Annotated in this window: 11 protein-coding genes; 3 read left to right on the top strand and 8 right to left on the bottom strand. The window is 70.6% G+C overall.

Annotation, left to right across the window (positions count from 1 at the left end):
- Positions 1 to 24: 24 nt before the first annotated feature.
- The gene (locus BN1701_RS29030; protein ID WP_054054077.1) at positions 25 to 777 is read right to left on the bottom strand and encodes a GntR family transcriptional regulator; all 753 of its coding nucleotides are present in this window, start codon (positions 775 to 777) and stop codon (positions 25 to 27) included.
- Between the two features lie 134 nt (positions 778 to 911).
- On the opposite strand from BN1701_RS29030, the gene BN1701_RS29025 reads away from it, so the two are divergent.
- Positions 912 to 1,943 carry an SIS domain-containing protein gene (locus BN1701_RS29025; RefSeq protein WP_054054075.1) on the top strand — a complete coding sequence of 344 codons (1,032 nt, stop codon included), beginning with the start codon at positions 912 to 914 and terminating at the stop codon, positions 1,941 to 1,943.
- A gap of 133 nt (positions 1,944 to 2,076) precedes the next feature.
- Positions 2,077 to 2,991, top strand: coding sequence for an N-acetylglucosamine kinase (locus BN1701_RS29020; RefSeq protein ID WP_054054072.1), 915 nt, complete (start codon positions 2,077 to 2,079; stop codon positions 2,989 to 2,991).
- Here the strand turns inward: BN1701_RS29020 and BN1701_RS29015 are convergent.
- The gene (locus BN1701_RS29015; RefSeq protein ID WP_054054070.1) at positions 2,971 to 3,603 is read right to left on the bottom strand and encodes a DUF3159 domain-containing protein; all 633 of its coding nucleotides are present in this window, start codon (positions 3,601 to 3,603) and stop codon (positions 2,971 to 2,973) included. The genes BN1701_RS29020 and BN1701_RS29015 overlap by 21 nt on opposite strands.
- A gap of 192 nt (positions 3,604 to 3,795) precedes the next feature.
- Between BN1701_RS29015 and BN1701_RS29010 the strand changes: the two genes are divergently transcribed.
- Complete coding sequence (locus BN1701_RS29010; protein WP_082860126.1) at positions 3,796 to 4,581, top strand: SGNH/GDSL hydrolase family protein; 786 nt, start codon at positions 3,796 to 3,798, stop codon at positions 4,579 to 4,581.
- Between the two features lie 360 nt (positions 4,582 to 4,941).
- Here BN1701_RS29010 and BN1701_RS29005 read toward each other — a convergent pair whose 3' ends face one another.
- The 6 genes from BN1701_RS29005 to BN1701_RS28980 form a co-directional block, all read right to left on the bottom strand.
- Positions 4,942 to 7,704: an AfsR/SARP family transcriptional regulator gene (locus tag BN1701_RS29005; protein WP_054054066.1), complete on the bottom strand. Its 2,763-nt coding sequence runs from the start codon at positions 7,702 to 7,704 to the stop codon at positions 4,942 to 4,944.
- 229 nt (positions 7,705 to 7,933) lie between these two features.
- A complete protein-coding gene (gene ectB, locus BN1701_RS29000; protein ID WP_054054064.1) occupies positions 7,934 to 9,211 on the bottom strand; it encodes a diaminobutyrate--2-oxoglutarate transaminase in 1,278 nt (425 codons plus the stop codon).
- Positions 9,212 to 9,497: 286 nt separating this feature from the next.
- Entirely contained in the window at positions 9,498 to 10,526 is a 1,029-nt protein-coding gene (mgrA, locus tag BN1701_RS28995) for an L-glyceraldehyde 3-phosphate reductase (protein ID WP_054054062.1), read from the bottom strand.
- Positions 10,527 to 10,542: 16 nt separating this feature from the next.
- The gene (locus BN1701_RS28990) at positions 10,543 to 11,778 is read right to left on the bottom strand and encodes a hypothetical protein (RefSeq protein WP_054054060.1); all 1,236 of its coding nucleotides are present in this window, start codon (positions 11,776 to 11,778) and stop codon (positions 10,543 to 10,545) included.
- On the bottom strand, positions 11,775 to 12,536 hold the full coding sequence (locus BN1701_RS28985) for an Abi-alpha family protein (RefSeq protein WP_054054059.1): 762 nt from the start codon (positions 12,534 to 12,536) through the stop codon (positions 11,775 to 11,777). The genes BN1701_RS28990 and BN1701_RS28985 overlap by 4 nt, the downstream gene beginning before the upstream one ends.
- A gap of 65 nt (positions 12,537 to 12,601) precedes the next feature.
- On the bottom strand, positions 12,602 to 13,390 hold the full coding sequence (locus tag BN1701_RS28980) for a PIG-L family deacetylase (RefSeq protein WP_054054056.1): 789 nt from the start codon (positions 13,388 to 13,390) through the stop codon (positions 12,602 to 12,604).
- Between the last annotated feature and the right edge of the window lie 134 nt (positions 13,391 to 13,524).

Here is a 13,524-nt window from a genome sequence, read left to right as displayed (position 1 = left end):
TGGTGCCCCACCTGACGTCGGTGATCACGGACGGTTCAGCGTCGTCACGAACTTGTAGCGGTCGCCGCGGTAGAGCGAGCGCACCCACTCCACCGGCTTCTCCTCGGTGTCGAACGAGTGCCGCGACAGCAGCAGCATCGGCATCCCGATGTCGGCGCCGAGCAGGTCGGCCTCGTGCGGGGCGGCCAGCGCGGTCTCGATCGTCTCCTCCGCGTGGCCCATCTCGACGCCGAAGCGGTCGCGCAGCACCTGGTAGAGCGAGCCGCCGTCGGTGACGAAGCGGCGCAGGCCGCGGAAGCGGCCCAGCGGCAGGTGGGTCGACTCCAGCGCCATCGGCTCACCGTCGGCCAGCCGCAGCCGGTGCAGCCGCAGGACCTTGGCCCCCGGCCGCACGCCGAGCAGCCTGGCCAGCTCCACCTCAGCCGGGATCTCGGCGACCTCCAGCAGCTTCGACGACGGCTCGCGGCCCTGGGCGCGCATATCCTCGGTGTAGGAGGACAGCTGCAGCCGCTGGGCGACCTTGGGCTCGGCGGCGAAGGTGCCCTTGCCCTGCACCCGCAGCAGCCTGCCCTCGACGGTCAGCTCGGCGAGCGCCTGGCGGACCGTGGTGCGCGAGACGTCGAAGTCGGTGGCCAGCGACCGCTCGGTCGGGATGGGCGAGCCGGGCGGCAGCGAGCCGAGCAGGTCGAGCAGATGCCGCTTGAGCCCCCAGTACTTGGGTTCGCGTTGCGCCCGAAGCACCGTGTCCGGCCCATCGGCGTCGGACATCTCCAACATGGTGTCCTCCCTGCTCGTACACCTGCATACAGAATGCCTTGTCCGACCCGTCTCCCGCGTCACTACCCACGGGATTGCCCCGAGGAAGCCAGATCTCTACGATTGGTCTAGACCTTAACGGAGAGAGGGACCTGATGCCGCACACCCAGCCAGGCGAGTCCATGCGCGCCGAGATCGACCAGCAGCCCACGGTCCTCGCGAGCATCCTCGACCGCCGGTCCGACCTGGTCGGGGTGGCCGCGACGATCGCCGCCCACCGCCCGAGGTTCGTCCTGTTCGCCGCGCGCGGGTCCAGCGACCACGCCGCCATCTACGCCAAATACCTCACCGAGGTGCTGCTCGGCCTGCCCGCGGGCCTGGTCTCGGCCTCGACGACCACGCTCTACAAGGCCAAGCCCGACCTGACCGACGTCCTCTACATCGCCGTCAGCCAGAGCGGCGGCTCGCCCGACCTGGTCGAGGCCACCGCGGCGGCGCGGGCGCACGGCGCGCTGACCGTCGCGGTCACCAACACCCCCGGCTCGCCGCTGACCGAGTCCGCCGAACTCAACGTCGACATCGGCGCGGGCCCGGAGCTGGCGGTGGCCGCCACGAAGACCTACACCGCGACCCTGCTGACCCTGTACCTCCTGGTCGACGCCGTGCGCGGCGGCGACGCGGCCGCCGCGGCGGGGATCGGCGAGGTCGCGTCGGCCGCGCTGGCCGCCGAGGGTGTCGACGCCGCTGTGGCCCGGCTGCGCTTCGCCGAGCGGGTCGTGTGCACCGGCCGTGGCTACTCCTCGGCCACCGCGGCCGAGACCGCGCTCAAGCTCGCCGAGACCAGCTACCTGTCCGCCCGCGCCTACAGCGGCGCCGACCTGCTGCACGGCCCGATCGCCGCGCTCGACGCCACGACGTCGGTGCTCGCGGTGACCAGCGCGGGAGCGGGTGGCGCGGCGATGGCCGAGGTACTCGATGTCGTGCGGGCGAGCGGCGCGGATATCGTCGCGGTCGGCTCGGCCGCCGCCGCGGACCTGCCGCGGATCGTGCTGCCGACCACGGCCGAGGAGATCGCCCCGGTGCTGGAGATCCTGCCGCTGCAGCGGCTGGCGCTGGAGCTGTCGCTGGCCAGGGGCCGCAACCCCGACCAGCCGCGCGGCCTGTCCAAGCTGACCCGCACCCGCTGAGTGCGATGCTAGGGCTGCGTCCATGAACGGATCAGCCCTAGGAAAAGGGATGCCCGCTCCGTCGAGGGGGTTGAACGGAGCGGGCATTGAGAATGCTACGCCAAACGGAGTAACCGCACCGAAGGAGGGTCCCGTGGGCGAGGTCGCCGTGGGCATCGACGCAGGTGGGACGGCCACCCGCGCGATCGCTGTCACCGCGTCGGGTGACGTCGTCGGCCGGGGCGAGGCGGGCGGGGGCAACCCGAACTCGCACCCGCCCGCGGTCGCGGCGGCCAACATCGGCACCGCGGTCGCCGCGGCGCTGGGCACCCACACGGCACTGACCTGCGTGCTGGGCATGGCGGGCGCGTCGGCCATGAGCGACCCGGCGGTGGCCGAGGTGTTCCGCGCGGCGCTGGCCGACGCGGGCGTCGAGCGGGCCGACGTGATGACCGACGCGGAGGTCGCGTTCGCGGCGGGCACGCCGGAACCGGAGGGAACGGTGCTGATCGCGGGAACCGGTTCGATCGCCATGCGCATCGAGAACCACCGGCACGCCGCCACCGTGGGCGGATTCGGCTGGCTGCTCGGCGACGAGGGCTCGGCGTTCTGGCTGGGCCGCGAAGCCGTGCGCGCCACGGTGCGCGAGATCCAGGCCGCCGGACCGCTGGGCCCGCTCGCGTCGGCGGTGCTCGCACTGGCGGTCGGCCCGACGGACGCGCCGTTCAACCACCTGATCCGCTCGGTCAACGCCGACCCGCCGATCCACCTGGCCCGGTTCGCCCCGCTGGTCAGCGCGCACGCCAACGACCCGGCCGCCGCCGAGATCATCGACCACGCGGCCCGCGTCCTGGCCGACCAGGCCCTCGCGGCGTGGTCGAGCGGCCCGATCGTGTTGGTCGGCACGGTCGCGGGCGGGGACACCCCGGTCGGCGCGCGGCTGCGGGAGATGCTGGCCGACCACGAGGTCCGCACGGCCAAGGACGGCGTCGCGGGCGCGGCCTGGCTGGCCGCGCGCGAGGCGTTCGGCCCGATGGCGCCGCACCCGTCAAACGCGCGGGTGCCGTAGTCCGGGGTGGTCGGCGGGCAGGGAGCGGCGCAGAACGACGGCGCTGGCGGCGACGACGAGCGCCACCAGCGGCCACGACAGGGCGACCTGCGCCACCCCCAGCGCCACCACGTTGCCCGACAGCCAGAGCGCGCCGAAGACGAGCGTGCGGACGGTGTACTGGCCGAACACCCATACCCAGCTGGCCCGGCCGTAGGCCCGCAGCAGGTCGGGATCGCCGCGCCAGCGCGTCTTCTGGCCGAGCAGGGCGCCGACGACGACGCCGAGCAGCGGCCACCGGATCAGGATGCTCAGCGCCCAGGCCAGCCCGCTGGCGATGTTGACCAGCAGCCGAACCAGGAAGAAGTCCTCGGCCCGCCCGGTGTAGATGACGATCAACGCCGCGGCGATCACGGCGGCCAACCCGCCCAGCGCCGCGGTGACCCGAGCGCCGGTCGCCAGCCGGTATCCGCTCACCAAGGCCGCCGCGACGACCGCGGCGGCGGCACCCCAGCCGATCTCCCGCTCCGACACGAGCCACCCGACTAGGAACGCCAGCGGCGGCACCGTAGCGTCGACCGCACCCCGGCGACCGCCCAGCAGGTCGGCGAGGGTGTCGGAGGAAGCGGCCACTCGGACAGCCTGCCGTACCGCGATTCGGTTAGGTAGCCCTAACCTGGGATATCGGACAGGAAATGAGTGGTGACCAGGCGTCACGGTACTTACGATTCGGTCAACCGACGGTGGCGTAAGTCGGGAATGACACGGCATTCTGGGCGGTTAGTTGGGGTGGGCAACGGGTCGGCCATGGGGAGGGAGGCGACTGTGCACGGGTGGGCGAGCTGGGTCGCGATCGGAGACAGCTTCACCGAGGGGATGAGCGACGGAGGTCCGGAAGGCACCTACGTCGGCTGGGCGGACCGCCTGGCCTCGACGATGGCCGACCAGAATCCGGCCTTCCAGTACGCGAACCTGGCGCTGCGCGGGAAGATGCTGCAAGAGATCGTCGACGAACAGGTCGCCGTCGCCGTGGACACGGCCCCCGATCTGGTCAGCCTGTGCGGCGGCGGCAACGACATCATCACCCCCGGCCGGGACGTCGACGACGTGGCCGCGCTGCTGGAGGACGCGGTGGTCGCCCTGCGCTCGGCGGGCTCGGCGGTGTTGATGTTCACCGGACCTGACCCTCAGGTGCAGCCACTGTTGCGCCGGGTACGCGGAAAGGTCGCGATCTACAACGGCCACCTACACGCCATCGCCGAACGCCACGGCGCGATGCTCGTCGACCTGTGGTCCATGACTCCGCTACACGACCGCCGCTCCTGGTGTGACGACCGGCTGCACTTCTCGACTGAGGGGCATCGGCGGATCGCCTTGCGGGCGGCGGAAGCATTGAACGTGCGGACGGACGGGGATTGGCGGCAGTCGTTCCCGCCGGAGGTTCCACAGCCGTGGCTCCGCTCCAGGCAAGCCGACATCGCCTGGACCACAACCCACCTACTCCCCTGGGTCCGCCGCCAGATCATGGGCGAATCGATGGGCGATGGGTTGCATCCGAAGCATCAGGCGCTGCAGCCGTATCGCGGGGACGATCGAGCGGCGAACGTCTAGGCCGGCTTGGGGTGTGGGCGCCTGATTGGGTGGTTCGCCTTGATTTGGGGCCCCTCGAATGGGCCTGCGCGGGTCTAAAAGGTGGGCCAGGTGAAGCCCACCCGCGCCCAAAGTTTAGGCCCATTCACCCCAAATCAAGGCGAACCACCCAATCAGGCCGTTCTGTTGGGCCCCTTGCGTTTCGGAGGCTTGGCTGTACTACGGCCGACCAACCAACCCCGGACATACGTCCGGCCGGCACCCCCTCCCCAAGAGCCGCCGGCCGGACCGCGAGCAGTACCCCCACCACTGCTCGACTGAGCGCGCAAACGCGCCAGCGAGAACCCTGCCACTCACCCACACGGGGCAACTAAACCCCCGCTAAACGCCGGGCGGTAACGAAGCCAGGGCCGCTAGGGCCGCTTCCACCCCAGGAGACTGCGCCATCCGATACCGCGTCACCGCCTCAGTCAGCTCAGCCCGCGCCGCCGTGATGTCTCCGCTGTCACGCAGCACTCTGGCCAGGACTTCCCGTCCAAACGCTTCCGTCAGCGCCAAGCCGTTCACCTCAGCCAACGACACCGCTTCCCGCGCGTGCACCTCAGCGGAGTCGTAGTCCCCAAGCTCGTGTTCGATCTCCGCCAGATTCGCCAGCGCGAGCCCGACGAACCCAAGATCCCCGACCTCCCGGTACAGCGCGACCGCCGCCGTCTGCGGCTCCACCGCCTCATCGACCCGCCCCAAGTTCAGGTACGTCTGCGCGATGTTGTTGAGCAGGTTCGCCTCGCCCAGCCGGTATCCGGCCGACCTGGTGGCCGACAGCGCCCGCTCATAGCCGTCCAGCGCCGCCAAGTACTTCTTCTCCCCGTACCAGGCACTCGCCAGCGTGTTCAGTGCCATCGCCGCGAGTTTCGGGTCGCCGAGTGACGCCGCCAGTTCCACCGCCGCTGAGGCGTCGGCGACCGTCTCGTGTTCGCTGCCGAAGCGGGTCAGCAGGACGCAGCGGCTCAGCAGCAGCAACACCTCTCCCCGCGGATCACCGGCGGCGCGGGCCGAGGTCAGGCCGATGTCGAGGAGCCACTCCCAGTCGTCGCGGCGGGAGCGGACGCGGCGGAAGTCGCCCGCCATCCTGGCCAGGCGCCAGACCTCGGCGTGCAGGCCCGCGTCGGCGCCCGCGGCGGCGACGGCCAGCAGGTTGGGCCACTCACGTTCGAACCAGGTCAGGGCGCCGTCCCGGTCGGTGATCTCCGGGGTGGGCAGGTCCCACGGCGCGTCGAGGTCGTCGTCGACCGGACGCAGGTGGCGGCGGCAGAGGTCGGCGGCGAGCAGGTAGTACCGCAGCACCGCGCGCAGCGGCTCGGTGCCGTCCTCGGCCAGTTCCCTGGCGTAGAGCCGGACCAGGTCGTGCATCCCGTACATGTCCCGATCGAGCTCGGTGACCAGGAACGACCCCGCCAGCGCCCGCAGCCGCGCCCGCGCCGCCGTGAGCCCGATTCCGCACAGGGCCGCCACCGCGTACGGGCTCACCCACTGCCCGGGAAACGCGCCGAGCGCGCGCAAGGTGTCCGCGTGGGCCGGGTCCAGCGCCCGGTGGGTGACGTCGAAGGCCGCGCGCACGCTCGTGTCGGCGTCCTCCAGGTCCAGTGCGCCGAGCCTGGTCCGCTCGTCGGACATCTCCGCGACCAGGTCCCCGACCGACCACTGTGGACTCACCGCCAGCCGGGCCCCCGCGATGCGCAGCGCCAGCGGCAGGTAGCCGCACAGCCGGGCCAGGCGGGACCGGTGCGCGCGGTCGTCGGAATCGATCGGCGGACCGGCGGCGTGCTCGATCAGCCGGACCGCCGCGTCGGCGGCCAGCGTGTGCACGACCCGCAGCCGCGCGCCCTGGGTGACCAGGCCGTCGAGCCGTCGTCGGCTCGTGACCAGCACCAGCGACCGGCCCGCGCCGGGCAGCAGCGGCCGGACCTGGTCGGAGTCGCGGGCGTCGTCGAGGACCACCAGCACCTTCCGGTCGGCCAGCACCGACCGGTACAGCGCGGCCCGGTCGGCGAGGTCGGCCGGGATGTCGTGGGCGGCCACGCCGAGGACGAGCAGGAACCGGGCGAGCACGTCGGCGGGGGTCAGCGGCGGGTGCCGCGGGTCGAATCCGCGCAGCGACACGTAGAGCTGGCCGTGCACGAACTCCCGCGCGACCTGGCTGCCCCACAGCAGCGCCAGCGCGCTCTTGCCGATCCCGGCGGGCCCGGCCAGCACCGCGACACCTTCGCCGCGCACCCCGTCCAGCCAGGCGAGTTCGCCCTCGCGGCCGGTGAATCCCGACGGCGGCGCGGGCAGCTGCGCGGGGGTCAGCACCCCGATGCGCGGGGTCAGCACCGGTTCCGGCCGGGGCCGCAGCAGCGCGGTGTCGTCGCGCAGGACCCGGCTGTGCAGTTCCCGCAGGCCGGGACCTGGATCGAGGCCCAGCTCACCGGCGGCCCGATGGGCGAAGCGCTGGTACATCTCCAGCGCCGCGGCCCGGCGGCCGGAGCGGTACAGCGCGAGCACGAGCTGGCCGACCAGGTGTTCCCGGAACGGATGGGTGTCGACAAGCGCCGCCAGTTCGCCGATGACCTGGTCGTGCCCGCCTAGTTCGAGGTCGGCGTCGATGCGCGCCTCGATCACCGCCAGCCGCAGCTCGGCCAGTTCCGGCGCGCGGACCCGGCCGCCGACGTCGGACAGCTCCGGGCCCCGCCACAGCGCTTGTGCCCTGGTCAGCAGCGCAGCGCGCACCTCCGGCTCCTGGCCGTTCGACTCCGCGCGCAGGGCGCGGGCGATGGCGACGTCGACGCGGCGCTCGTCCACCACCAGCTGATAGCCCGACCCGCTGGTCTCGATCCACGTGCCGCCCGATTCGTCCACTTCGGACAGCCAGCGGCGCAGCCTGGACACGTAACCCTGCACGATCGTGCGGGCGGTGGCGGGCGGCTCGTGGTCCCACAGCAGGTCGACGATGCGCTCGACCGGCACCGCCTGGTTGGGTTCGAGCAGCAGGATCGCGAGCAGTGCGCGCAGTCCGGGTCCGCCCGGCGAGAGTGGTTGGTCGCCGATCACGACCCCGACCGGCCCGAGCACGCAGAAGCGCGGTCCGTCGTCGGCTGAAAGCAAGGCGCCACCCCCCGGTTCACGGTCCCGTCCCCACGGGCCGTCCTTGCGCTGCAAGACAACCTAGGGCCAATTCCGTACCTGGCCGGGGTTTAACCGGTGGTGTCACGCTAATGGCGTATAGATGGCCCCCGCGTCCGCCGATTCCCGAAGTCGGCGGCGCGGGGCCGAAACTCGCCTTGTTGGGTCGACAGCGCACCGGACCACAACCCGTGCGCGGCACGGCGGGCTCTCAACGGCTCGCACGATCCTCCTGCTCTGCTATCAAAGATGCCGTCGCCCGCACCGCGTCGGAGATCACCGCCATGCCCTCTTCCAACTCGGCTTCGGTGACGGTGAGCGGTGGCATGATCTTGGCGACCTCGCCGTCCGGGCCCGCGGTCTCCATCAGCAGCCCACGCTCGAACGCCTCCCGGCAGACCTGCCCGGCCAGCTCACCCGTCGCGAACCGCAGGCCTCTGGCCAAGCCGCGGCCCCTGGCCTGCAGTCCCGGATAGGTCTGAGCCAGCTCCACCAGCGCCCGGCCGACCTGCTCACCCAACGCGAGTGTGGATTTCTCCAGCGTGTCGTCGACCCAATAGGTCCGCAGCGCCTCGGTGGCCGCGACGAACGCCGGATTGACCCCGCGGAACGTGCCGTTGTGCTCACCCGGCTCCCACACGTCCAGTTCCGGCCGCAGCAGCGTCAGCCCCAGCGGCAGGCCGAACCCGCCGATCGACTTCGACAGGCAGACGATGTCGGGCTTGATCCCGGCGACCTCGAAGCTGAAGAACGGCCCGGTGCGCCCGCAGCCCATCTGCACGTCGTCGACGATCAGCAGGATGCCGTGGCGCTGACACAGCTCCGACAGCGCGCGCAGCCACTCGGCGCGGGCCACGTTGATCCCGCCCTCGCCCTGCACGGTCTCCACGATCACCGCGGCGGGCTCGTTGAGGCCGCTGCCGCTGTCCTGGAGCAGCCGCTCGAACAGCAGGAAGTCCGGGGTCCGGCCGTCGAGGTAATTGTCGAACGGAATCGGCGTGGCGTGCACCAGCGGGATGCCCGCGCCGCCGCGTTTGAGGGAGTTGCCGGTGACCGACAGCGCACCCAGCGTCATGCCGTGGAAGGCGTTGGTGAAGTTGATGATCGACTGGCGGCCGGTCACCTTGCGGGCCAGCTTCAGCGCCGCCTCGACGGCGTTGGCGCCCGCAGGGCCGGGGAACATGACCTTGTAGTCCAGCTCGCGCGGGCCAAGCACCACCTCGGCGAAGGTCTCCAGGAAATCGCGCTTGGCCACGGTGTGCATATCCAGCGAGTGGGTCACGCCGTCGCGCATGAGGTAGTCGATCACGGCGGTCTTGAGAACCGGGTTGTTGTGCCCGTAATTCAGCGCGCCCGCGCCCGCGAAGAAGTCGAGGTAGGACCGGCCATCGGTGTCCTCGATACGACTGCCGACCGCGCGGTCGAACACCACCGGCCAACTCCGGCAATAGCTGCGGACCTCGGACTCGATCTTGTCGAAAACGCTCACAGCACTCCATCCTGTGCGGGAAGTCGGTACAGATCCTCGGCGTCGTGCTCGTCGGGAAACTGATCGGCTGGGAACAGTTCGCTGCGCGACAACCGCGCCTGGTGGCGCGCGGCCAACGCGGTGAACGGGCCGATCGACGGGGCATTGCCCGCCGTGATGGTGGTCTCCAGATGCCGAACCCGCTGGTCGGCGTGCCACTCCAGCAGGTGATCAAGAGCCTACCGACGATCCCGGCCCCGCGCGGATAAGCGCAGGACGATTTCAGGTCGAGCGCGGCGGAATCGGGTTAACCCGCGCTGCGGGAGGCTTCCCAGAGGTCGATGCCCGCGTCAACGGCGTACTTGTCGATCTCGGCCAGCTCGTCGTCGGTGAACGGCGGGCCGTCGACGGCGCGCAGCGTGCTCTCCAGCTGCTCGACCGAGCTGGCGCCGACCAGTGCCGAGGTCACCCGCTCGTCGCGCACCACCCACGCCACCGCGAGCTGCGCCAGCGTCTGGCCGCGGCGCCGGGCGATGTCGTTGAGGCCGCGCACCCTGGACAGGTTGGCCTCGGACAGCATGTCCTGGCTCAGCGACGACGACCGGCTGCCGCGCGAGCCCGCCGGCACGCCGTCGAGGTACCGGTCGGTGAGCAGGCCCTGGCCCAGCGGCGAGAACGCGATGCAGCCCACGCCCAGCTCACCGAGGGTGTCGAGCAGTTCGCCCTCGATCCAGCGGTTGAGCAGCGAGTACGACGGCTGGTGGATCAGCAACGGCACCCCCTCGGCGCGCAGCAGCTCCGCGGCCTGGCGGGTCGCGATCGGCGAGTACGACGAGACGCCGACGTAGAGCGCCTTGCCTTGGCGCACGGCGGTGGCCAGCGCGCCGACGGTCTCCTCCAGCGGCGTGTCCGGGTCGAACCGGTGGGAGTAGAAGATGTCGACGTAGTCCAGACCCATCCTGCCCAGCGACTGGTCCAAAGAGGACAGCAGGTACTTGCGCGAGCCCCACTCGCCGTAGGGGCCCGGCCACATGTCGTACCCGGCCTTGGTGGAGATGACGATCTCGTCGCGGTAGGCGCCAAGGTCGCGCTCCAGCGCGCGGCCGAAGTTGCGCTCGGCCGAGCCGTAGGGCGGTCCGTAGTTGTTGGCGAGATCGAAGTGCGTCACACCCAGGTCGAACGCGCGGCGCAGGATGGTCCGGCCGATCTCGTGCGGCTGGTCGTCGCCGAAGTTGTGCCACAGGCCCAGGGAGACGGCGGGCAGTTTGAGCCCACTGCGCCCGCAGCGCCGGTAGGGGATCTGCTCGTAACGGTCTTCCGCGGCGACGTAGGACATGGTCCCGACCGTAGACCTAGTGAGCCAGCGTCTCCACCAGGATGACCTGCAGCTCGCCGACCGCGAAGCCGAGGACGGCGCCGGTGGCGATCAGGATCCACTCGTCCTGCTCGAACGCCGGCCGGATCAGCCCCTCGAACTCGTCCTCGGTCATCTCCTGCATCTTGGTGACCAGGGTGTTGCGGATGTCCATCGCGTCGCCCGCGTAGTCCTCGATGTACGCCATCGTCTCGGGCAGCCGGTCGATGACCTTCGTGGCGATGCTGCGCTTGATCTGCTGGTAGCGGCCGCTGCCCACGGCCAGCACCACCAGCGGCCGGGCCACCCCGGACTGCCGGTCCAGCGCCTCCTGCACCTCGGCGGCCACCAGCGCGAACAGCCGGTCCGACAGCGGGCCGTGCAGCACCGCCTCGATGACGTTCTTCGGGGTGATGATCTCCTTGGCGATCAGCGCGCCGTAGTCGGCGGCGACCTCTTGGCGGCGCTTGAGGAACAGCCCCTGCCACTCGAAGACGCCGAGGTACTTCGTCGGGCGCTTCGGCCGGAAGATCATCTTCAGGGCCAGCCAGTCGCTGAACCAGCCGGTGATCCCGCCGAAGATCGGCATGATCCACGGGTTCTTCAGCGCCGCCCACGCGAACATCTGCACCAGGCCGATGGCGAAGCCGAAGACGATCCCGGAGCGGGCGATGAACCGGAACTCCTTGTGCCCTGACTCGCGGAAAATGCGGTTGAGCAGCGCCTTGTCCTTGACCAGGTTGCTGACGACCATGTCCTTGAGGTCGAACACCGCGTCCACGTCGTGCTTGATCGTCTCCAGCAGCGACCGCACGATCCTGGGCGCCTCGCCCTGCACGTGCCGGATGATCCGCCGCCGGACCGCCTCCGGGGTCGACTCCCACAGCCCCGGCTGGTACTCCATCGCGATCTCGGCGGCGATCTCCTCGACCCCGTCGAACAGCGGCTGCTCGATCTCCTTGACGATGCGTTCCGGGTCGAGCCTGCCCATCACCTCGCCCGCGGAGATCAGCCGGTCGGTCATCGTGTCGCAGGCGATGCTCGCCATCCGCGCCGCGCGGCGCGGCACAATTCCCTGCCAGCCGAAGAAGGGCTTCTTGCCGACGAACTCCAGCGGCTCGAACATCATCTTGATGGCGACGAGCTTGGTGACGTAGCCGATCAGGGCGGCGATGACCGGCATCGAGGCGTAGACGAGCCAGTTGGTCTGGAAGTCCTGGAGGAAAGCGTTCATGGGCGCTCGCCGGGTGCCACGGCGCGCGCGCTCGGGTCGCAGACCGCCCAGAACTGGGCACCCAGTTCCGAGATCCGCAAGGTCAGCCGGATGACCCGGGGTCCGAACCGGCCGCCCGCCTTGATCCGGGTCTCCGCGTCGCGGACCCGGTCGTCGGTCATCGCCATCTCGTAGGCCACGCCTAGCGAGGTGTCCTCCTCGCCGACCTCGGCCAGGCCGAACCGCAGGATCCGACCCACATACACCGGCGTCAGCCCGGGCTGGATGACCCCGGCCGCCTTCCCGACCGTGGAGGCGTTCTCCAGCACCAGCCGCTGCCCGCCGGCCACCGACGTCCGCGCGGCCAGGTGGACCAGCGGGAAGACCGTGCCGTCGGACAGCGCGGAGACGATGCGGGCCTCATCAGGCAGCAGCTGGCGGAGGATGGACTCGAAGTAGTGGTCGCGGGCGGCGTCCTTGCTGTCGGTGACGGAGCGTTCCAACAGTTCGGCCATCGCCAGCCGCATCGGCTCCGCGGCCCGCTTGGGCGTCTCGATCAGCGCCGTCGACGGCTCCGGCGCCTCCAGGTGCTTGCGCACCTCCGTGGCGAAGGCCGCCTCGACCTTCTGCACCTGCCGCTCGGCGAGTTCGCCGCCCGGCAGCCTGCGCGCCACCTGCCACCCGCTGCGGTACAGCCAGCCCAGCGTCCGACCGGCCCGGTCCACGAAGTCGGGTTCCTCACCGTTCCCGGAGGGGAGGGCACGCCGATCGTCGACCATGACGGCCCTCCTGCCTCGCGTGGGATCTCTGGTGTACCACAACGAGCGGCGAAGGCGCAGGTCACTCAGGCTGTTGTCGGCAGCAGGTCGGTCTCGGTGATGCCGGGGCCCTCGCCTTGGCGGATGAACCATTCGGTGCCGAACGCCATGGCGAAGATCTCATCCGGCATCGCCAGGAAGAAGGACTCCTCGGATATCTGGCTCGCGTGCGCCCGCATCGCCGCCCGCTTGTGCGAGAGATACGCGGTCACGTCGACCGCGGCGGTGATCTCGGCCTCGGGCTTGCCGAGCTCCAAGTCCTCCGGCGGCCCGAAGTCGGCCTCGCCGCCCTGGTCGATCGCCTCCTGCTGCTGGCGGCGGATCTGGTCGCGGTTCATCGTCGCCTGATAGACACGCTCCGTGCCCGCCAGCTCGGCGGCCCGCATGCCGACCCGGTGGACCTGGATGTGGTCGGGGTGGCCGTAGCCGCCGTTGTCGTCGTAGATGGTGAGCACGTCGGCCTGCTCGTCGGCCAGGATCTTCGCAAGCCGGTCGGCGGCCTCGTCGACACTCGCGGTCCAGAAGGACCCGGGGGCGTCGTTGGACGGCTCGCCCATCATCCCGGAGTCGACGTAGCCGAGAAACTCGACGCGCGAGACGCCGAGCAGTTCGGCGGCGGCCCTGGTCTCCTCGACCCGCCGCTGCCAGAGGTGTTCACCCTCGTCGAGGAAGCCGTCGGCCACCTCACCCATCTCCCCGCGGGTCGCCACCACCAACACGACCCGGTGCCCGTCGTCCGCGGCCTTGCGCATGACACCCCCGGTCGCGATGCACTCGTCGTCGGGGTGGGCGTGGAACGTCACCAATGTAGCCATGACATCGAAGGTAGACGATCTCACCGTCGGTGCGTCGGGATTTAGTTGACGAGCAGGTCACAAGGTGTCCACACAGGACGTGACAAGATTTCCTGAACCCAAGTGAAACGAACGGCGACGCCTGGCGATTCAGT

Source organism: Alloactinosynnema sp. L-07 (assembly GCF_900070365.1).
Classification (GTDB): Bacteria; Actinomycetota; Actinomycetes; order Mycobacteriales; family Pseudonocardiaceae; genus Actinokineospora.
Note: the sequence above shows the minus strand (reverse complement) of the source record. Positions and strands in the feature narration are given on the sequence as shown.

What these genes read in the sequence shown, in the direction of transcription:
- mgrA (WP_054054062.1), bottom strand. Translation starts at nt 10,526, where the DNA reads ATGTCCTACGTCGCCGCGGAAGACCGTTACGAGCAGATCCCCTACCGG.
- BN1701_RS28985 (WP_054054059.1), bottom strand. Translation starts at nt 12,536, where the DNA reads ATGGTCGACGATCGGCGTGCCCTCCCCTCCGGGAACGGTGAGGAACCC.
- BN1701_RS28980 (WP_054054056.1), bottom strand. Translation starts at nt 13,390, where the DNA reads ATGGCTACATTGGTGACGTTCCACGCCCACCCCGACGACGAGTGCATC.
- BN1701_RS29030 (WP_054054077.1), bottom strand. Translation starts at nt 777, where the DNA reads ATGTTGGAGATGTCCGACGCCGATGGGCCGGACACGGTGCTTCGGGCG.
- BN1701_RS28990 (WP_054054060.1), bottom strand. Translation starts at nt 11,778, where the DNA reads ATGAACGCTTTCCTCCAGGACTTCCAGACCAACTGGCTCGTCTACGCC.
- BN1701_RS29025 (WP_054054075.1), top strand. Translation starts at nt 912, where the DNA reads ATGCCGCACACCCAGCCAGGCGAGTCCATGCGCGCCGAGATCGACCAG.